Raw genomic sequence first — 20730 nt, 5'->3', positions numbered from 1 at the left:
TATGCAGATCTGTTCGGTGTGTTAATTGGCTTTGTATAAAGCATCTATCTTTTATAATATAAGGTAGTTTTGACGACTTTTATATCCATAATAACCACCAAAACTAGCAATAATAGCACCAAGAAAACTACCAAAAAAACTCCACCAACCGATCGAAGAAGCAGTGCCAATAGCCTGATTTGTCATATTCTGAGCTTTGTTGAAAGCTTTTTCGAAATTATTTGCTATAATACCAGTTTGTTGACTCAATGATTTAATTGCTTGTTCTGTTTTCGCTTCTGCTGTTTGATAAATATCGATTGCATTGTCTGCTGTGATTTTGGCTTCAGCATGTGTCATTCCATTGTTCATAAGCCCTTGAATAATATCATTACGATTGATTTGAGTTGTAATGTTTTGTACGCGGTTAGAAAGTTTATTTTCAAGATTTTTAAGATGTGTGCGATAATGAGAAGGATCTTCTCTAAAAGCTGTGATTGTGGAACGAATATCTTTAATCGCTTCTTTGTATGTACGATTAAGATGTTCAGGATCAAGAGCAGGAATTTTGCTTTTTTGTAAAACTGTTTGTAAATCGTTGCGGAGTTTATCAAAATCAACGAAATAATTATTCTGATCAGGAAGTAATTTGTCAAAAGTTTTAGAGTTTGTTGTAGCGAGAATTGTACGTCCTTCTGTTTCTAAAACAGATGCTGTTTTTGAAATGGCGTTAGCACTTATATGGGCTGCGCTTGAAACGAGTAGAGTGGCTTGCACGGTTATGAGGAGCATTAATATGGCCCAAGTTAAAAAACCGTGAAGACTGCCGGCTGTTTCAGCAAAACGACCTGCGACAAAACCTCCTGCAGCAAGACTCAATACAATAACGATAAATGATCCTAAACCAACAGACGTAAAAATACTTCCGAAAGGTGAGGAAGAATAAAGATCAACTTGTCCTAAGCCTAAAGCTGCAACAAAAAAAGAAAAGCAGATCGCTGTTGCAATAGTTGTTAGCAATCCAGCAAAAACAGCTGACCATGAAATAGTGGTGCGGAATGGGGAATATTGTGTTTCTAAAGCTGTTTCTTTTAGAAAGAGTGTGTCCAATGATGTATCTGTTGGAAGACGTGTTTCCATGTTGTTTATCTCCTGTAGTGATGCTGGAGATACAATGTTTGTTGAAGAATTATGTTCCAGAAGTGAAAAATGGAACATAGTCAACTTCTACAGCGATACCGATTATCATGACAGAAATGAGATTATATGTGTAGATCATATCCTGATAAAACAGGTGATGAAGGTAATGTCAAAAATTGAGAGACGTTTGCATTAATATTCAATCAGTTTTTTTAATTATCTTTGGAAATAATGTTAATGCAAGATATCGTGATAGATACTAAGCATTACAGATTTACTTGTCAATAAATTGCCGCAAAGTTTTTTAAAGATGCTCCTTATTGAATTGTAGAGATGAGTCATTGCACTTAATGATAATGCTTTCAGATTCATTATGCTCTTCTTTGGGTGAATAATAAGAGTGATAATTGTATTGCGGAAAAAATATGAGCACTGTGATTATAACTTCTATTTTTTTCGAATAAGTAAGTGAGTATATTTGCGGTAAGATAGCTCATTAACTAAGTTTCAGTTACGTTTTTTGATGATTTTACTGGTGATGTAGTAACTCTGAAAATGAGTGGTAATGGCTGATCTTAGTTTTAGTCGTTTGTGATTATTCTATTTGAGTATAAATATTTCAAACTTTGATCTGAAGCGAGAGGTTTTTGTGGCGCGCTAATTTGGATAATAACTGTTGTTTTTCGTTTCGTGTACGGTTTGTGATTATGTGTAATGGTATTCATAATTAAACAAAAAGAAGGATTTTTTTTATGTATCCGATTGATTATAATAGCTATCGTTCTATCAAAAGCTTTAATCGTCGTGTTCGTTTTCTTGTTATGCATTATACCTCAATTGATTTTAAGGCATCGATTGCAGCTCTGACAGGAGAGTTGGTTAGCTCTCATTATCTTGTTCCGGATCCTACAGAACAAACATATATTGAAGCTGGTTTTAAAGAGATGCGTATTTTTAATCTTGTTGATGAAGTGGAACGCGCATGGCATGCTGGTGTTAGTTCATGGGCTGGACGTAGTAATTTGAATGATACATCAATAGGAATTGAAATTGTTAATTTAGCGAGTTGTCGTTCTTGCATGTCAGAAAAAACAAAAACTGGAGGAGATGACAAGAACGAGTATTTGTTAAATCCAATTGATAAAAATCAATCCACAGACTCTAGGCAGAGTGATATGAATGATAAAGCTCTGAATGATCCGGTTGTTGGGTCTTCAGTAGAGAGTTTTAATAATGAGATATTAGATTTCCCTCCCTATAATCCAATTCAAATTGAAGCGGTCAAACAACTTGCATTGAATATTATTCAGCGTTACCCAGAAATTACACCAGTCAATGTTGTCGGTCATAGTGATATTGCCATTGGAAGGAAGAGTGATCCGGGTGCAGCTTTTCCTTGGAAAGAGCTTTATGAAGCGGGAATAGGAGCATGGTATGATGATACAGTTAAGAATGATTATGTGACGCAATTCAGTAAAAAAATGCCAACTCCAGCAGATGTTATGGCTAAATTGAATCAGTATGGATATGATATTTCAGCTGCAGGAACTGAGAGTGGATACAAGAATTTACTTCGAGCTTTTCAGTTGCATTTTCGTCCAGAAAGATATGATGGAATTTTGGATACTGAGACAGCAGCGATTGCTTATGCATTAGTAGATAAATATTTTTCGTAGGAATAGTGAGGCCTATTTGCACGTCAACATAAAGATTTAATCTTGATGTATGCGATATGCTCTCTTCAGAGAGAGCGTTTAGCTACGGATAGTTTGATTTAAGAAGTGTTATCAAGCCATTATGAGGAATGCTGTTACGGAAAAAGAGAAGAATATTTTTCTCAAAAGTTTACATGCGAACAGACTTTTTAGAACAATGGTATGTTCTTGTGGAGCAATAGGTATCTTTCATATCAAGAAAGATTTGAAAATATATAGTGGTAATGTATCTATTGTCGCTTCAGAGTCCTTAAAACGCTTTCAATGTTAGTGGATGGATTCCCGATATCGTCTTTTTTTGCATAATATGACCATTATATATTTCTCGCATACAAGAGGCTTGTCAGGTGTGTTACGCTATACAATACTCTTATGGGGAAATCATAACAGCGGACTGTATACCGTGTTTTTGAGCACTCGGCGTTTTTATAGCGTCTAATCAAAAACAGTTATTATACAGAAGTTCGTTATGAACACTCTTCCATTACAGAAAATGTAGTTTTCAGGAAACTGTACAGACTGTTAACGCGCATGAACTGCATGCGTTTTTAGAAGTTACTGAAGTTTTTAAATTGATCGCGATCTTCTGACTCAATCCTAATTTTATCTAACTGCTTGAGTGTTGGTTAAATTTGTCTTTATGATCTCAATACTACGATCAGAGATTAATCGGTCATTAGAGTAATTGTCGAGAGTATCATATTCGATCTGATTTTGTATTGATTTGAGAATGTAGAAAAATTGAGAAAAAATTAAAAAAGGAATGCAGCCGCATCATATAGAAGGAAAACTATGCATTTGCATTATACAAATCTCTCTCTGAAAGGGAATTAAAGCAGTTTTCAAGATACATATTGAGCTAAGTGGGTTTTGAATTTACAAAATTAGCGATAATAAAATACGATTTTAGCGTATGAAGTAGCCATTTTGATTTAATTCAGTGAATTGAATAGTTAAAGATGGATGGTAATTTTATGAACTTCAGGATTATCCAAAAGTTTAAATTTGTACTCCCCACCTACTAAGTGTGGGGAGCTTATCGTGTTATTTTTAGCATGTCGACATAAACTATATTTCAATCATTCAAATATTAGGAGGTTAACTTCAAAATAGTCGAAATAAGATCCCTCAAAATATCAGATTGTTCAGTGACGTATTTTGATATGAGACTCATTATTTTGGTTATGGTCTCTTCTTTTTCTGCTAGTTTAGATAAAAGTTCTGTTTTTTCAGGCATTTTTTTATCCTTTCATTTATCAGTTTATTTATGCTTATAATTTAACAAATTTGTTATAATTATGTCAATACGTATTTTTGACACAATTTACTTTTAATTGTTTTGTATTTTTTTATGTACAGAAACAAGATTTATCTTAATCCGAAGATTTGTTATTTGATGCAGGTTCCATTTATGAAATAGTGGAGCAGAAATTATATGTACGTAAAGAACAAGGCTGGAATTGAATTCCGGTCTTTTTCATATCGGAGAAGGTAAAAATTCTAGCTGCCATAGAAGCTTCATGCATCCAAGAGAAATGATTAAAGCAACATTTATTGAGCTTATAAAGCAGCCATCATACTGATTTTCATCAACATGACTTGGGCTACGACAGTGCGTTTTAATTGTTGATATTGAGTGCTATTCAACAACGACGATTCGAATTGGGTGATTTAAGGAGTTTTTCTTGAACTCTATAAGCTAGGTAGAATAGTGAGGTGGAGAAAAATAAGGAGAAAATAGAAACAATATAGGTAAAGTTGTATAAATTTCAGAAGGTGGTCTAAAAGGTGGTCCTAAAATTGTAAATTATAAAAAAATTCATATATTTCAGTACATTAAAAATGAAAAATGGTGCCCAAAAGAGGACTCGAACCTCCACGCCTTGCGGCACAGGTACCTGAAACCTGCGCGTCTACCAATTCCGCCATCTGGGCAATAAATTTCATCTAAGCTTATGAAGTTACTCTGTCAATGAAATTATAAAATTTCATTGCTTCTCTATGAAATATAAAATTCAAGTATCTCTATAGGTTAAGGTTGAGATGATTTAAGGTGTAAGGATTGTTTTTGATGTAATTGTTGAGTCCGAATTCAATTTGTAAATAATTGGAACGCCGGTTGCCAATTCTGTTGTAACGATTTCTTCATGGTTTAAACCTTCAAGTGCCATAATAAGAGCGCGAAGCGAATTTCCATGTGCGACAATTAAAACAGTCTGAGAGCGTAAAACATGAGGTTGAATGTGATGAAGATAATAAGGCCAAACGCGTGCACCAGTATCGCGTAAGCTTTCTCCATTTGGTGGTGCTGTGGAATAAGAACGGCGCCAGATATGAATTTGTTCTTCTCCCCATTTTTGACGTGCTTCATCTTTATTTAAGCCAGCTAAATCACCATAATTACGTTCATTCAATGCGGGAGTTTTTACCAGTTCTAGGTTTGATTGCTCCATTTGTTCTAAAATATATTGGGCTGTTTTTTGTGCACGTTGTAATGCAGATGTGTAAGCAATATTAAATTTTAAGCCAGCAGCTTTGAGATTTTTCCCTGCTGTTATAGCTTCTGCAATGCCTTTTTCTGTTAAATCAGGATCTTTCCAACCAGTAAAAAGATTTTGAATATTCCATTCGCTTTGTCCATGACGAATTAATACAAGCGTGCGCTCCATTATCAATTTCCTTTTATCATTACTAATTGTTTAAAATTAATCATTCAATCCTAAGACATCGAGCATTGAATAAAGCCCACTTTTACGATTTTTTGCCCATGATGCTGCTTTTAATGCACCATGTGCAAAGATAGAGCGTTTTTGTGCTGAGTGTGAGAGAACAATACGTTCATTTGATCCTGCAAAAGTAACACTGTGATCACCAATAACTGTTCCTCCTCGTGAACAAGCAAATCCGATTGTTCCTTTTTCACGTTTTCCTGTATAGCCATTACGTCCACTAACACTCACATCTTTAAGTGTAACATTGCGACCTTCCGCAGCTGCATTTCCAAGAAGAAGAGCTGTTCCAGAAGGTGCATCAATTTTTTCTGCATGGTGCATTTCATAAATTTCGATATCAAAATCGTCAGGTTCTAAAACTTTGGCTGCTTTTTTGACAAGGCTTGCTAATAAATTAACACCAAGACTCATATTTCCAGATTTGACAATGGTTGTATGTTTTGCAAAATCAGCAATTTGTGCGTCTTCTTTTTTGTTAAAACCAGTTGTTCCAATAATATGAACAAGACCTTTTTGAGCAGCATAGTTGGCATAAAGTAGGCTTGCTTGTGGTTGAGAAAAATCGATAATGCCGTCTGTGTGAGAAAAAGCATCTTCCAGATTATCGGTTATTTGAATTCCAAGAGAATTTGAATCAATTAAGACACCGACATCTTTTCCTATCAAAGGAGATCCTTTGCGCACAAGTGCAGCGTTGAGTTCTGCATCTTTGCTTTTTTGAAGAGCCGCAATTAACTCGCGTCCCATTCTTCCGTTTGCTCCAACAACTGTAAGACGCATATTTCCCTCCTAGTGATATTTTGTGTTATCTTTTAATTATAGAAAATTTTCTTTTTGTTTTAGAAAAGAAGAAAAATTTATGCATATGTTTTTAAATCGATCTTTTACATGTGTTCATGATAACAATGCATGTTATACGTATTTTTTGAATCAATGTAATTGTTATTTAAGTATTTTCCCATGTTTTAAAACAATTACAGATGAACAAAATAACCAAAATACATGGTTATTGTTATCTTTATATTTTTACACAGAGACGGATAGGAGATTTATGATATTAAAGTCAATGTGTGATGTGGTTTCTTGATTATTGAACCAAAAGAAGAATACAGCTTTAAGTTTTCTTTTTTAGAAAACTTGGTTTATCTGTTTCTTTTTGCAAAGATAGAATTTTTCTTTAAAAATCTAAATCTGTATAATGAGGACTTGGTGCAATTCCTCTGATGCGATCAGACAAAAGAGGACGAAAAGAGGGACGAGATTTAATTCGCATGTACCATTCTCGAGCTGCCGGAAATTGATTCCAGTCAATTTCACCAAGAAAATCTAAAACAGAGATAGAGGCTGCGGCTGCCAAATCTGCATAGGATATGTGAGAATGAGCCAGCCAGTCACGAGATGCACAAAGCCAATTGAGATAGTTCATATGAGGTGGAATATTAGCACGCGCATTACGTAAAATTTGTGAATTGGGTGCGCCTCCACCAATTGCTAATGGCATCTCACGCTTATAGATTCTTTCGCGGACAATATGACGTGTTGTTTCATTTTCAAATTTGTTTAAAAACCAATCATTAAGACGACGTACTTCAGCACGTTCTAAAGAATTGTCGGGAAAAAATTTATTTTCTTGTCTTAAACTGCCACGTGTTTCATCTAAATATTCATAAATAACAATTGCTCCTGATAATGGTATTTCACCCTCAGCAAGGAGAACAGGTACATTGCCTGCAGGATTGAGTATGAGAAATTCTTGTCTTCTTGCCCACTCATATTCTTCGATGAGATGTGTGGCTATATCGTACTCTTGAAGAATAAGGCGTATAAATCGGGAAGCGGAAGAGAGTGGATAATGAAAAAGTGTCAGCATATTTTATGTAGTTCAATGAAGTTGATCATGTTCTAAAACAAAGGGAATTTTATAAAGACACTTTATTAGAAGTACAAGATCATTAGCAATTGCTCACAATTATGTTTAATAACATATTAATGCGTAAACGCTGATTTGTCATTGTGCGATGACTTGTAAAATAGCTGTGCGCAATTCTTCTAGTCCTACTGCTTTTTCTGAAGATGTGATGAGCAGTTCTGGATAAGCCGCTGGATGTTTAAGAAGCTTTGTTTTTGTTGTGGTGATTAAGTGTTCAAGGGCGTTTGGTTTTACTTTATCGCTTTTGGTTAGAACAATTTGGTAAGAAACGGCCGCTTTATCAAGAAGATCAAGAATTTCCACATCATTTTTTTTGATTCCACGACGTGAATCAATCAGCAAATAAACACGTTTAAGTGTTGTGCGGCCCCGCAGATAATTAAAAATTAGATTCGTCCATGCATCAACAAGATTTTTGGGAGCTTCTGCAAAACCATAACCTGGCATGTCCACAAGCGCAATAGGAGGCATATCTCCGTGCTGACCACTAAAGCCGTCAGGTACAAAATAATTAAGCTCTTGGGTGCGTCCTGGTGTATTTGAAGTTCGTGCTAAGTTTTTTTTTCGAACGAGCGCATTAATTAAGGAAGATTTTCCAACATTAGAACGCCCTGCAAATGCGATTTCCGGTGGCCCTTCAGGAGGAAGAAACTTTATTGCAGGAACGCCTCGAATAAAAATCCAGTTTTGAGAAAAAAGACCAGAAAGAGAAGAAGGTTTCATCATTTATGTATTTTTTCTTTTCGTTTCTCTCTGTATGATAGCTTTTAGTTCATTGAAAAGACCAATTTCTACTCCTTGACGTTTCATAATAATCCCTTGCTGAATAACAGATAATATATTGCTCCATGCCCAATAGATAACGAGACCAGCAGGGAAAGATGCTAACATGAAGGTAAAGATAATTGGCATCCATGTGAAAATAATAGCTTGTGTTGGATCTGTGGAGGATGGGTTCATCCGCATTTGCAAGAACATTGTGAGTCCCATGATTAAAGGCCATGCACCAATCATCAGAAATGATGGAACGTCATAAGGCAATAAACCAAAGAGATTAAAAATAGAAGTTGGATCAGGTGCTGCTAAATCTTGAATCCAGCCGAAGAAAGGAGCATGTCTCATTTCAATTGTAATATAGAGAACTTTATACAGAGCAAAAAAGATTGGAAATTGAATGAGTGCTGGCCAGCATCCTGCAACAGGATTTATTTTTTCAGTACGATATAATTCCACAATAGCTTGCTGTTGTTTTGTTTTGTCATTTGCATATTTTTCTTTTATTTCTAGCAATTTTGGCTGTATTTTTTTCATCGCAGCTGTTGATTTATATGATTTATTTGCTAGTGGAAATAACAGCACTTTTAAGAGAACTGTAACCAGAAGAATAGCAATACCAAAATTACCTGTTTGCTTGTGGAAAATTTTAATAAGAGAAAACATAGGTTTCGTAATAAAATCAAACCATCCCCAATCAATTAAAAGAGCAAATTTTTTGATTTCTAACTGATTTTGATAATGATTAATGATATTAACTTGCTTTGCTCCAGCAAAAAGACGATTTGTAATTGTTTTTGTTTCATGAGGCGCAATTGTTAAAAATGCACTTTGTAAATCCGATTGATAGTGAGTCTCTAATCGATCAAAATAAACAAAACGGCTTGTATATTCTTTTTCTTGTGGAGGAATGACTGCTACAGCCCAATATTTATCGGTAATACCAATCCATCCTCCTGTAACTTTTGAAAAAGTTACACTTTTTTGGCTATTTTCAGGATTGGGAGACATCTCTTTTAAATTTTTGTATTTTTCAGTTTTAAGCGTATTTCCTGCGACACCTATCATCCCTTCATGAAGTAAAAATGTTGCATTTTCATCTGTTGGCGGTGCAGCACGTGCGACGCGAGCGTAAGAGACAAGAGATATAGGCTTATCACTTTCATTGCTAATAGAATCCTCAATCGTAAACATGTAATGATTATCGACGGAAAGGGTTCTGCGGAAGATCTGTCCTTGTCCATTATCATAGATTAATGTAACGGGTGTTGAAGGAGTCAATAGTGTATTATCGCCTTCCACCTGCCATTGTGTGTCCGATTGTGGTAATATTTTTTCTGATATAAATGGATTTGTAAAACCGAACTCAGCAAGATAGGCTTCTGTGAAGCCATAAGGGTTGAGTAATGCAATCTTAGGCGATTGTTTGTCGACTGTTACGTGATATTTTTTCAGCAAAAGATCATCAAATTGTGCACCAACAAGATTAATGGATCCTTCAAGCTCATTAGTTTTAATCATGATGCGTTTTGTTTTTGCTAACTGTGCAGAACGACTTTCAGGTGTCATTTCATTGATTAATGCTGCGCTAGAATGAGAAGAAGATGCTGTTGTTTTAGAAAAATTTGAATCTGGTTGTGACAACTGTCGTGCAATAGCTTGTGTTTCTTGCATCTTTTTTTGTTTAGGAACAATATACAAGAATTGCCACATGATAAGAACAACAAGAGACAATCCAATAGCGATGAAGAAATTGCGATTATATTCCATTCGTATTATCCTGTTTTTGTTGTTTTGTTTGAGCTGGTTGACTTCATTCGTCGGTTTAATTCATTGATGAGAAATGAAAAAGGTGCATCAAGAACTTCTTTGCGCGCTATAATAACATAATCGTTTCCTGCTTTTATGTTATCCTTTAATCCAACTCGCACTGCTTCACGTAAACGTCTTTTAATTCGATTGCGTTGGACAGCATTTCCGTTTTTACGTGTTACAGTAAAACCGATGCGCGCAATAGGAGGTTCCATGTCTCCTGTTTGTTCTCGAGATTTAACTTCAAGAAGAAATAAAGGACCCCGCCGCTTTTCCCCTGTACGCGCGGCTAAAAAATCTACTCTCTTACGAATACGACCAAAATGCTTTTTCTTCATAGAATACGATTCGAACTTTTGTTAAAGACTCGAAGAAACACCAAAGATTTATAACGAAAATCTTACAATAAAGAAATAACAAATAGTGCTCAATAGCCAAAATACGCAAGATTAAGCAGATAGCCGTTTGCGTCCGCGCGCACGCCGAGCTGCAACAATTTTACGACCACTCGCTGTTGCCATACGTGCACGGAATCCATGACGGCGTTTACGAACAAGTTTAGAGGGTTGATAAGTACGTTTCATTGATTAAACACCGTATGCACGGCCCTTCTCAGTTCTAAAGCACAATTCTGCCAGATAACTTCCAAAGTGGATGCTCTCCTATAAGGAAAACTATAAAAGAAGTCAATATTATATTCTTATTTTATTCTTTGTTTGTCGATAAAAAAATGAAGAAAGATTACAAATGTTCATTTGAGTAGACGTTGTATTGAGAAAAAAATGATTGTTAGCTATAAGAATTTGATCTGTATTTTTTCGTTTTACAGATGGTATTTTGACGCTGATGTTGAAATCAAGAAGAACTTAAATTTATGGCTTATATTGGTTTGTAACGATCATATTTTTATAGGATATAATTTAGTTTATTGAGTTCTTAAAAGAGAACAATAAAAATGATAACAGTAAAAATCGTAAAAAGTGATAATCACGTACAATAACTCTGTTAAAAGCTATGTTAGAAAGCTATGTTGAAATTTGTCATGAATTTTATGTTTTGATGTTTTTCTTTGGAGTTAATTTCGTATTTTGAGAGTAGAAAAGCATAGAAAGCTATCTTTTCTTTTTTTATTTTGAGAAAGAATCGTTAGTTGGTTGACCTGAGCTTTTTTCATCCTTATTGCTGTATTTTCTAGTCTCTGTTGTACATAAAGGAAAGAGTGTGAGTTCTATCATACGCGACGCTATTCGTGAAGAATTACATAAAGTTAAAAGACCTGGTTCTGAACGTGATATTGTATCGCTGGGGCTTATTTCAGAAATATTTATTGCTGATGGAAAGGTTTTTTTTTCCATTACGGTTCCTGATGAACAGGTGCAAGCATGGGAGCCATTGCGTCGCTCTGCTGAAGAAGCGGTTCGCACACTTGATGGTGTGAAATCTGTCACTGTGACGCTTACAGCAGAAAAAAAATCGAAAATATTTTCACAGAAAGAAAAAGATACAGCTTCTGCGGCGGTAGTGCAGAAAGCAAATTCATCGCTTATGAGAATACCGATAGAGGGTGTGCGACACATTATTGCGGTTGCTTCAGGAAAAGGGGGAGTAGGAAAATCTACAACGGCTATTAATATTGCTTTAGCTTTGCAGGATGCTGGATTCAAAACGGGAGTGATGGATGCAGATATCTATGGTCCATCTTTACCTCGTTTGACAGGTCTTATTAATCAAAAACCACATCTTGTTGATGGAAAAAAGCTTCAACCTCATGAAAAATTTGGTCTTAAATTAATGTCAATGGGTTTTTTGGTTGAAGAAGAGCAGCCAATGGTATGGCGTGGCCCCATGGTTATGGCCGCCGTGACACAATTGTTAAGAGATGTTTTATGGGGGCCTCTTGATGTTTTGGTGGTTGATATGCCGCCGGGAACAGGTGATGCTCAATTAACACTTGCTCAAAAAGTGCAATTGACGGGAGCATTGGTTATTTCTACTCCGCAAGATCTTGCGCTGGTTGATGCTCGCAAGGCGATTGAAATGTTTATAAAAGTTAAAATTCCTGTTTTAGGACTGATTGAGAATATGAGTTATTTTATTGCGCCTGATACAGGAAAACGTTATGATATTTTTGGTTATGGGGGTGCGCGTGCGGAAGCAGAAAATCGCAATATCCCTTTTTTAGCAGAAATTCCGCTAGATCCGTCCTTACGCTCTTCTTCAGATGATGGTGTACCAATTTTTATTTCCGAACCTCAAGGATCTTATGCCAATCTTTACCGTGCAATTGTTCATGAAATAAAAGATAAATTATCTTAAATGGGTATTTTTTTATAGGGTTCACTGAGATTAAATGGTTTATGATATAGGGGAGTTTCGTGATGAGAACTGCAATGCGTGAACGTCTTATTGTTGGTTTAGATGTTCCGGACATTCGACAAGCAGAAAAATTGGTGATGCAATTGGGCAATGATATCAGTTTTTATAAAATTGGTTATCAATTGGCTTTTTCTGGGGGAATGGAATTTATCAAAGATCTCATTCAAGAAAAGAAAAAAGTATTTTTCGACATGAAATTGTTGGATATCGATCATACTGTTGCGAAAGCTGTTGAAAATATTGCAAAATTAGGTGTTTCGATGCTAACGATTCACGCGTATCCAACGGCGATGAAAGCGGCTGTTGCAGCAGCTAAAGGAAGTAGTTTATGTTTGTTGGGAGTGACAGTTTTAACATCCATGGATGAAACAGATTTAAAAAATGCGGGTTATCAGGATAGCCTAAAAGATTTGGCTCTTAAAAGAGCAGAACAAGCTCGGCAAGCAGGAATGGGTGGAATTGTTGCATCAGCACTTGAAGCTGCAGATTTACGGAACATTATTGGAGATGATATGGCCTTGGTTACACCAGGGATACGTCCTCTTGGAAGTGATAAAGGAGATCAAAAGCGCGTTATGACTCCCAGAAAAGCGTTAGCTTCTGGTGCGAGTCACCTTGTTGTGGCACGACCTATTATTCAAGCGCCTGATCCTTTGATGGCAGCACAAGATATTTTGGCAGAAATGATTAATTATGAACAGTGAAAGCGTTTGTGAGAGATCTTTTAGCAAGGGATCCCTTGAGATGAAGGAAAAGTATGAGTGAAAGAGCATATTTTATAGGCGCTCATGCTTATACTACACTTGCTATAGAGCCAGCGCTTTATTTAGTATCAACACCTATTGGAAATCTTGCAGATATCACCATTCGTGCTTTGCAAGTTCTTGCAAGCGTTGATATTTTAGCGTGTGAAGATACCCGTGTGACAAGGATTTTGTTGGAACGTTATGGAATTGATAAAAAACCATTGCTTTATCATGAGCATAATGCGCAAAATGCAGGAAAGAAGTTGTTAGCAGCTTTAGCAGATAATAAAACAGTCGCTCTTATCTCAGATGCTGGAACACCGCTGATTTCTGATCCAGGATTTAAATTGGTGAGAGAAGTTCGTCAGGCAGGTCATAAAATCATTCCAATTCCTGGTGCATCGGCTCTGTTAGCTGCAATTGTAACAACTGGTTTTCCGACCGATAGTTTCTTTTTCGCAGGTTTTTTGAGTCCTAAAAAAGCACAACGTCAAAAGCGGCTAGAACAATTAAAAGATATTCCTGCGACGCTTATTTTTTATGAGTCACCTCATCGTATTGTTGAAACTTTGCAAGATATGGTGACTATTTTCTCGGCTGATCGACCCGCTGCAATATGTCGCGAATTAACAAAAAAATTTGAAACAGTGGATGTTTCTCATTTAAGTCATTTACTCGAAAAATATGAGCAACAAACACGTATTCGTGGAGAAATTGTTTTATTGGTTGGTGAAGCGATTTCTTCTTTAGAGGTGATAGATCCTCAAGAAATTGATAATATATTATTAGAATTGTCAAAAGAACACTCTGCTTCTCAAGTGGCGCTTTTAGCCTCTCAAAAAACAGGTTTGAAAAAAAGAGATCTCTTTCAGCGGTTAATTGTTTTAAAAGAAACAAAAGATGGTGTCTAAAAAACAGAAAGCTTTTTATCGTGGAATTGAAGCTGAAAAATGGGCGGCTTTGTGGTTACGGATGAAGGGGTTTCACATTGTCGAAACACGTTTTAAAACTAGATGTGGTGAGATTGATTTAATTGCACGGCGTGGGAATTTAGTTTTGATTGTTGAAGTGAAAGCACGATCAACATTAGCTGAAGCGATTCTTTCTATTGATCAGATGAAGAAAAAGCGCATTGAGTCTGCTGCTGATATTTGGTTGGCACGACAAAAGGATTATTCTCTTTTATGCATACGTTTTGATTTTATTGCAATTTTACCATGGCGTTTTCCATATCATATTCCAGCGTTTTTTATTTCTGATCGATAAGTTTTTTATGCTGTTGTTACGTGCCGTGAAAAAATATTTTTTTTGATGGGCATATCGGTTAAAATTTGTGGACATAAAGGTTGAGGAAGTGAGTCCTTTTCTCGCTATGAGGGGGCGGGTATGGATGATTATGAAAAGTTTGCAATAGGTTTATTCATTGTTTTTGGAGCACTGATTATTGGTGGTTTGATGTCAGTGCATATCGTTCTTATGAATAAGTCAGGTTTTTTGTTTGCTTTATCTGCTGCTATTGTTGGTTGGTTTTCTGCTTTTGCCGTTTTATTTGATAAGCCTAAAATTTACTTAGGCTTGATGGTTCTTGGGATTTTATGTGTTGCTTCTTCTATCGGTATTTACGTCGAATAAAGAAGTCGATACTGGATTGACCCTAGAAAATTATCTTATTTTTATCGATTGTGGCATACGATTACGTTTAAAAATATGATCAGGTGTATTTTTTTTGGTCTTTATTTCTATTCATTATTTTTTGTATGTAAAAATTGATGATTTGAATGTTTTCCAAGATGAATCTGATCCAGTTAAAACTGTGTTGACTGTGTTCAGTTCGTAGTTTTTTTTAATCTATTTGGTGAAAACAAGGAGTAAAAATGAAAATTGGCTTTTTGGGAACAGGTAAGATTAGCTCTTCAATAATTGATGGTTTAATGGTTAGTGCTTTTGATGTATCTTCGATTGTTATTTCTCCGCGTAATGCGCAAGTAGCGGAGCGTCTTTCTCATGATTATGATAAAGTTGTTATTGCGGAAAACAATCAAGCCTTGTTAGATGCGAGCGATTGTGTTTTTTTATGTTTGCCTAATCAAACTGCAGAAGAAGTTTTGCGTTCTCTTCGTTTTCGTTCTGAACAGATTATTGTTTCTGTTCTTGCTATGGCCAAAGCAGCGGAAATTGAAAAATGGATTAATCACAAAGTTTACCGCGCTGTTCCTCTTCCTTTTGTGGCAGAGTGTAAAAATTTAACACCAATTTATCCAGATCATCCCTATTTACGCTCTTTATTTGATGCGTTGGGGGGAACATTGGTTCTGAATAAAGAAGATCAATTTAATCTTTTTATGACAGCGGGTTCATTAATGGGGGTTTATTTTAACTTTATGGAAACGGCACATCAGTGGCTGGTGACACAAGGGTTAGAAAAACAACAATCAGCAAATTTTCTGTCTATGATGTTTGGAAATCTTTCTGATGAAATGCGTAAAACAACATCTGTTAATTTTTCTCTGCTTGAGAGAGAATTTTCGACAAAAGGTGGAACGAATGAACTTTTATCAGGTTGTTTTTCTCATCAAGGTGGGCAGAATGCTTTGATAACAGCATTGGAAGCAGCTTTGCAAAGAATTTCTGCGTTACCTAAAGATACAGAAAATAGGTGATTCATAAGATTTTTGCTTCAAGGAAATAAGGATTGATTACATATTTGGATAAATAGGTCCATCACCACCTTGTGGGCATGTCCAATTGATATTTTGATTAGGGTCTTTGATATCACACGTTTTACAATGGATACAATTTGAAGCGTTAATTGTGTAAGTTGTGTGATCATTGTCATTGTGCCATTCATAGACAGCGGCAGGACAATAGCGTGCAGAAGGTCCTCCATAAATTGCGTATTCAGAGCTTTTTTGTGTTTCGATGGATGCTATTTTTAAATGACAAGGTTGGTTTTCTTCATAGTGAGTATTTGAAAGTGCTACACTAGAAAGACGATCAAAAGTTATAATACCATCAGGCTTTGGATAAGTGATGGGCTGAAATTTTTCAGCTGGTGCGAGACAAGCGTGGTCTGCTTTTCCATGAGATAGCGTTTTAAATAAGGAAAAGCCAAAAAACTGTTGCCACCATATATCAAAACCGGCAAGCGTAATTCCATATTTTGTGCCATATTTTGTCCAAAGAGGCTTGGCATTGCGTACTTGATAAAGATCTTTTCCAATAGGGCTCTGGCGCCAATGATCTTCGATTTCTGTTACTTCATCATGAGCGCGTCCTTGGGCAAGAGCATCAGCAATTTTATCAGCAGCTAATATGCCCGATAATATAGCATTATGTGATCCTTTGATCCGAGGCACATTGACAAAACCAGCAGAACAACCAATGAGAGCACCACCGGGAAAGGTGAGTTTTGGGACAGACTGCCAACCTCCTTCACTAATGGCACGTGCTCCATAGGCAATACGCTTTGCACCTTGAAAGATGTCGTATATTTGAGGATGCGTTTTAAACCGTTGAAACTCTTCAAAAGGGGAGAGATAAGGATTTTGATAATCTAAATGTACAACAAAACCAACAGAAATTAAATTATTTTCTTGATGGTAGAGAAAACCTCCACCTCCTGTTTTATTATCCAATGGCCAGCCAGCAAAATGTTGCACTAAACCGGGTTTATGTTTTTGCGGATCAATTTCCCAAAGTTCTTTAAGACCAAGACCAAATTTTTGCGGATCACGATTTTTGCTAAGATTAAATTTTTGTATCAATTGTTTTGCAATTGAACCGCGTGCTCCTTCTGCAATGAGAGTATATTTTGCAAGTAAAGCTATTCCAGGTATATAATTTTTCCCAGGCGTTCCATTTTTTTCAAGCCCCATGTCTCCTGTAAGAACACCAATGATGGCTCCATGATCATTATGCAGGACATTTGATACAGAGAATCCTGGGTAAATTTCAACACCAAGTTTTTCAGCTTTTTTACTGAGCCATCGACAAACATCTCCTAATGAAACGACGTAACAACCGTCATTTGATAAAATTTTAGGACGAAAAAGACTGGGAAATACGTGAGCCGATTGAGGTTTAAGCAGGAAAAACTGATCGTTTGTGACAGATGTTTTAAAGGGGTGATCTGATTCATTTTTCCATTCTGGTAAAAGTGTATCGATTCCAATAGGATCAACAACAGCTCCTGAGAGAATATGTGCACCGATTTCAGCACTTTTTTCGAGAACGATAATAGAAAGTTCGGGATTGATTTGTTTGAGACGAATTGCTGCAGAAAGACCTGCAGGGCCTGCTCCTACAATAACAATGTCAAATTCCATGCTTTCGCGTTGGTGATGCCTATTTGCATTCATGACTTATAGAGCTTTTTCCAGTTCAGGAATAATGTGATGAAGATCTCCAACGAGAGCATAATCTGCAATTCGCATAATAGGCGCTTCTTCATCTTGATTAATCGCCACAATAATTTGTGCATCCATAATCCCAGCTAAATGTTGAATGGCGCCAGAAATCCCAACAGCAATATAAAGTTTTGGAGCAACAATTTTTCCTGTTTGTCCAATTTGCCAGTCATTGGGTGCATATCCGGCATCAACCGCTGCTCTGCTTGCACCTAAAGCTGCACCGAGTTTGTTAGCAAGTGGCAAAAGAAGATTCATAAAATGTTCTTGTGATCCAAGTCCACGACCGCCTGATATAATGATTTGCGCTGAGGTAAGATTGGGGCAATCATTTTTGTTTGTTTCTTTTTTGAGGAATGAAGAAAGGTCTGGATTAGGGGCAGGGGAAATTGCTTTAATGGGGGCATTATTTTCTTGAAGTGCTGGCTTAAAGGAGGCGGCACGCACGGTAATAATTTTTTTATGATCATTTGTTTGTACAGTTTCAATGGCGTTTCCTGCATAAACTGGTCGTTTAAATGTATTTGGTGTCACGACGGAGATAATGTCTGAAATTTGCATAAGATCAAGAAGCGCAGCAACGCGCGGCATTACATTTTTACCAGTACAGGTGGCTGCAGCCATCATTACTTCATATTCATGAGAGAGTTCTACGATTGTTGCAGCTAGAGGTTCTGCTAATTGATGGGCTAAATAATCCGCTTGAGCAAGAAATACTTGACGCACTCCAGATAGACGAGCACAGCTTTCTGCAATGTTTTGAACTTTTTCTCCACAGACCAAAATATCAACTTCACTTCCAATTGATTGAGCAGCAGTGAGTGCTCTTGCAGTTTCTTCTGCTAAGGAATGATTGTCATGTTCGGCTAATAAAAGAATTGCCATAAACTTTGCCTTTTTTGTGTTGTCTGTTTGTTTAAATATGATTTGCGTTTTTTAATGCACGAACAAGTTCTTCTGCATTAGCTACTTTCCTTCCGGCTTGACGGGGTTTTGGTTCTTCAACGCCAAGGACAGTTAAACGCGCTCGTGTCTCCACACCAAGATCAGTTATTTCCTTTTTTTCAATCGGCTTTTTTTTCGCTTTCATAATATTAGGAAGAGAAGTATATCGTGGTTCGTTTAATCTTAGATCAACAGTCATAACCATAGGAAGCGGGAGGCGAATAGTTTGTGTGCCATCGTCCACTTCACGAGTTACGATAGCGTATTCTTCGTCGAGATTGAGGTGTGAAGCAAAGGTTGCTTGTCCCCAACCAAGGAGAGCTGCTAACATTTGACCCGTTTGATTGCTGTCATCATCAATGGCTTGTTTGCCTAAAAAGACCATCGTTGGCTTTTCTTCATGAACAATAGCTTTGAGTGTTTTCGCAACTGCTAAGGGTTCGAGTGTTTCTTCAGTTTTCACGAGGATAGCGCGATCAGCTCCCATTGCAAGCCCTGTCCGTAAGGTTTCTTGTGCTTCTTCTGATCCGATGGATACAAGAATAATTTCTGAAATTTTACCAGATTCTTTTTGACGAACGGCTTCTTCGACAGCAATTTCATCAAAGGGGTTCATGGACATTTTGACATGGGATAGATCAACACCTGTGCCATCGGATTTAACACGTATTTTGATATTATAATCAACAACACGTTTGACAGCGACAATTACTTTCATGATGATCCTCTTTGTTTATCCGATGACTAGTTTATATGAATAACGATAAGAAACCAACTTCTTTAAAATTTAAGCATAATTGTTTTTTTAATTCTATAAATTTTCCTTTATTTTCTTATGTTATTTTAATTCATTCTTTTCTTTCTTAGATTGTAGTAACAATGAATTTTTGGAGGAGGTTTGGAAGCATAAATGGATCTTAATTTTCAAAATAGAAGTATATCCTCATTATTTGTGAAAAAAACTTTATAAAGAATAAGTAAAAGAATAGTCTTGTATCAATAATTAAGATATAAAATTTTTATTTATTTTCAGCTTATTATGAAATAAATGTTGGTTGATCATTATGAGTTTGTACAATGTTCAGTTTATAAGCAAAGATAACTGAAATTCTACATTAAGGTGAAGTCATCATATGTTATTCAGAAGTTTAATTCATTAAAGATCAATATAAGCTTTATTTTTTCTCAAATTATTATGATTTAAAATACTTTTCTTTTATTATTTTTAAAGCTCTATTTACTAAAATGGATCACACTGCCTCATTATTGATATGATTCTATAAAGAACAATAAATAAGGGGTAGCGTCAGTGAATATAAAAAGTCATAGTGCAAATGCGGTTGCGCATGATAAGCTTTCTTCTTTTGTTGTTGATCAAAAGCAGAAAACGGAGACGTTTACTGAAATAACAATGTCGAATATTGCTACTCAATTGCGCTATGTTTATGAACAAATGCAAGCAAAACAAGCCGCTCATCATGCAACGATACAAAATATTTTGGATAATCATTTTAAATCTTACTTAGATGATATTAATCAAGCCATTTTGGCTGAACATGCTGCGCGTATTCAGACAGAAAAAAAACTTTTTGATCATTTAAAACAAATTGAAATGCTGATTCAAAATTTGCTTCATGAAAAGAAAGATCAGAAAGAAGCAGCAATGATATCAAGAGCTTCCCATTCACAATCAGTTGGTTCTGTCGTGCATTATCTTGCTCATGCGACAGGTGAGAAAGAGCAAAACTTCTTTTCATCTCAAGATGTACCAATTTTTTTGAAAAAAGAAAAAGACAATGCACTACAATCGAGTTCTATGAACTCATTGCAACACAATAAAGTTCATGCTCCATTAACGGAGTCTGTGTCATCATTGTCGAAAGATATAGCGCAATCTTTGAAAGATATTCCTGCCGAAAAGAAATTTTTTAATGCTCACTTGTTCCGTGATATTGCAGTTCAACGTATTTTTTCTGTTAAAAAAAGATCTTTGAAATTTTTTCTTTTTTTGAGTTATTGTGTAAAAAAAACGTTGGTCAGTTTTTTACTCATTGCGCTTATGATTGTTATAACGCTATGTTTTTACCGTTTTATCGAATGGGAGCGTTTTTTTTAACTTTGATTATGATTGTTATTTTAATGAAAGAATGTAAAAAAGGAGGTGAACTCTCGTTA

The 20730-nt window shown here is 36.0% G+C and carries 18 protein-coding genes, 1 tRNA gene and 1 pseudogene; 8 read left to right on the top strand and 12 right to left on the bottom strand.

Annotation, left to right across the window (positions count from 1 at the left end):
• Positions 1-51 precede the first annotated feature (51 nt).
• Positions 52-1119 carry a YrzE family protein gene (locus NPY00_RS04825; protein WP_269020934.1) on the bottom strand — a complete coding sequence of 356 codons (1068 nt, stop codon included), beginning with the start codon at positions 1117-1119 and terminating at the stop codon, positions 52-54.
• Between the two features lie 752 nt (positions 1120-1871).
• On the opposite strand from NPY00_RS04825, the gene NPY00_RS04820 reads away from it, so the two are divergent.
• Complete coding sequence (locus NPY00_RS04820) at positions 1872-2795, top strand: N-acetylmuramoyl-L-alanine amidase (RefSeq protein WP_269020933.1); 924 nt, start codon at positions 1872-1874, stop codon at positions 2793-2795.
• Positions 2796-4684: 1889 nt separating this feature from the next.
• Here NPY00_RS04820 and NPY00_RS04815 read toward each other — a convergent pair.
• The 8 genes and pseudogenes from NPY00_RS04815 to rpmH form a co-directional block, all read right to left on the bottom strand.
• Positions 4685-4769, bottom strand: a tRNA-Leu gene (locus NPY00_RS04815).
• A 113-nt stretch (positions 4770-4882) separates the two neighbouring features.
• On the bottom strand, positions 4883-5503 hold the full coding sequence (locus NPY00_RS04810) for a 2,3-bisphosphoglycerate-dependent phosphoglycerate mutase (RefSeq protein ID WP_269020932.1): 621 nt from the start codon (positions 5501-5503) through the stop codon (positions 4883-4885).
• 36 nt (positions 5504-5539) lie between these two features.
• Positions 5540-6346: a 4-hydroxy-tetrahydrodipicolinate reductase gene (dapB, locus tag NPY00_RS04805; RefSeq protein ID WP_269020931.1), complete on the bottom strand. Its 807-nt coding sequence runs from the start codon at positions 6344-6346 to the stop codon at positions 5540-5542.
• Positions 6347-6743: 397 nt separating this feature from the next.
• On the bottom strand, positions 6744-7436 hold the full coding sequence (locus NPY00_RS04800; protein ID WP_269020930.1) for a glutathione S-transferase family protein: 693 nt from the start codon (positions 7434-7436) through the stop codon (positions 6744-6746).
• Between the two features lie 138 nt (positions 7437-7574).
• Positions 7575-8222 (bottom strand): ribosome biogenesis GTP-binding protein YihA/YsxC, encoded by a 648-nt coding sequence (gene yihA, locus NPY00_RS04795; RefSeq protein ID WP_269020929.1) that lies wholly within the window; start codon positions 8220-8222, stop codon positions 7575-7577.
• On the bottom strand, positions 8223-10040 hold the full coding sequence (gene yidC, locus NPY00_RS04790) for a membrane protein insertase YidC (protein WP_269020928.1): 1818 nt from the start codon (positions 10038-10040) through the stop codon (positions 8223-8225). It lies immediately after the preceding gene.
• Positions 10030-10420, bottom strand: a pseudogene (rnpA, locus tag NPY00_RS04785) (ribonuclease P protein component). The gene yidC and the pseudogene rnpA overlap by 11 nt, the downstream one beginning before the upstream one ends.
• A 111-nt stretch (positions 10421-10531) precedes the next feature.
• Positions 10532-10666 carry a 50S ribosomal protein L34 gene (rpmH, locus tag NPY00_RS04780; RefSeq protein WP_269020926.1) on the bottom strand — a complete coding sequence of 45 codons (135 nt, stop codon included), beginning with the start codon at positions 10664-10666 and terminating at the stop codon, positions 10532-10534.
• 637 nt (positions 10667-11303) lie between these two features.
• Here rpmH and NPY00_RS04775 point away from each other — a divergent pair.
• The 6 genes from NPY00_RS04775 (at position 11304) to NPY00_RS04750 (ending at position 15864) form a co-directional block, all read left to right on the top strand.
• Positions 11304-12398, top strand: coding sequence for an Mrp/NBP35 family ATP-binding protein (locus NPY00_RS04775; RefSeq protein WP_269020925.1), 1095 nt, complete (start codon positions 11304-11306; stop codon positions 12396-12398).
• A gap of 62 nt (positions 12399-12460) precedes the next feature.
• A complete protein-coding gene (gene pyrF, locus NPY00_RS04770) occupies positions 12461-13162 on the top strand; it encodes an orotidine-5'-phosphate decarboxylase (protein WP_269020924.1) in 702 nt (233 codons plus the stop codon).
• A gap of 53 nt (positions 13163-13215) precedes the next feature.
• Entirely contained in the window at positions 13216-14115 is a 900-nt protein-coding gene (gene rsmI, locus NPY00_RS04765) for a 16S rRNA (cytidine(1402)-2'-O)-methyltransferase (protein WP_269020923.1), read from the top strand.
• Positions 14105-14470: a YraN family protein gene (locus NPY00_RS04760; RefSeq protein WP_269020922.1), complete on the top strand. Its 366-nt coding sequence runs from the start codon at positions 14105-14107 to the stop codon at positions 14468-14470. Before rsmI ends, NPY00_RS04760 begins: the two co-directional genes overlap by 11 nt.
• Before the next feature lie 120 nt (positions 14471-14590).
• Entirely contained in the window at positions 14591-14836 is a 246-nt protein-coding gene (locus NPY00_RS04755; protein WP_269020921.1) for a hypothetical protein, read from the top strand.
• Between the two features lie 242 nt (positions 14837-15078).
• Complete coding sequence (locus NPY00_RS04750) at positions 15079-15864, top strand: pyrroline-5-carboxylate reductase (protein WP_269020920.1); 786 nt, start codon at positions 15079-15081, stop codon at positions 15862-15864.
• Positions 15865-15900: 36 nt separating this feature from the next.
• On the opposite strand, the gene NPY00_RS04745 is transcribed toward NPY00_RS04750, so the two are convergent.
• From NPY00_RS04745 to NPY00_RS04735, 3 genes are read right to left on the bottom strand one after another with little or no spacing between them, the layout of a single operon-like run.
• On the bottom strand, positions 15901-17562 hold the full coding sequence (locus NPY00_RS04745; RefSeq protein ID WP_269020919.1) for an electron transfer flavoprotein-ubiquinone oxidoreductase: 1662 nt from the start codon (positions 17560-17562) through the stop codon (positions 15901-15903).
• Positions 17563-17565: 3 nt separating this feature from the next.
• Positions 17566-18495, bottom strand: coding sequence for an electron transfer flavoprotein subunit alpha/FixB family protein (locus NPY00_RS04740; RefSeq protein ID WP_269020918.1), 930 nt, complete (start codon positions 18493-18495; stop codon positions 17566-17568).
• Between the two features lie 31 nt (positions 18496-18526).
• Positions 18527-19273 (bottom strand): electron transfer flavoprotein subunit beta/FixA family protein, encoded by a 747-nt coding sequence (locus NPY00_RS04735; RefSeq protein ID WP_269020917.1) that lies wholly within the window; start codon positions 19271-19273, stop codon positions 18527-18529.
• A 591-nt stretch (positions 19274-19864) separates the two neighbouring features.
• Here NPY00_RS04735 and NPY00_RS04730 point away from each other — a divergent pair.
• The gene (locus NPY00_RS04730; protein WP_269020916.1) at positions 19865-20671 is read left to right on the top strand and encodes a hypothetical protein; all 807 of its coding nucleotides are present in this window, start codon (positions 19865-19867) and stop codon (positions 20669-20671) included.
• Positions 20672-20730: the final 59 nt, after the last annotated feature.

The organism is Bartonella sp. F02, assembly GCF_026929975.1.
In the GTDB taxonomy this organism is placed as follows: domain Bacteria; phylum Pseudomonadota; class Alphaproteobacteria; order Rhizobiales; family Rhizobiaceae; genus Bartonella.
This window is presented reverse-complemented; position numbering and strand designations above follow the sequence as displayed.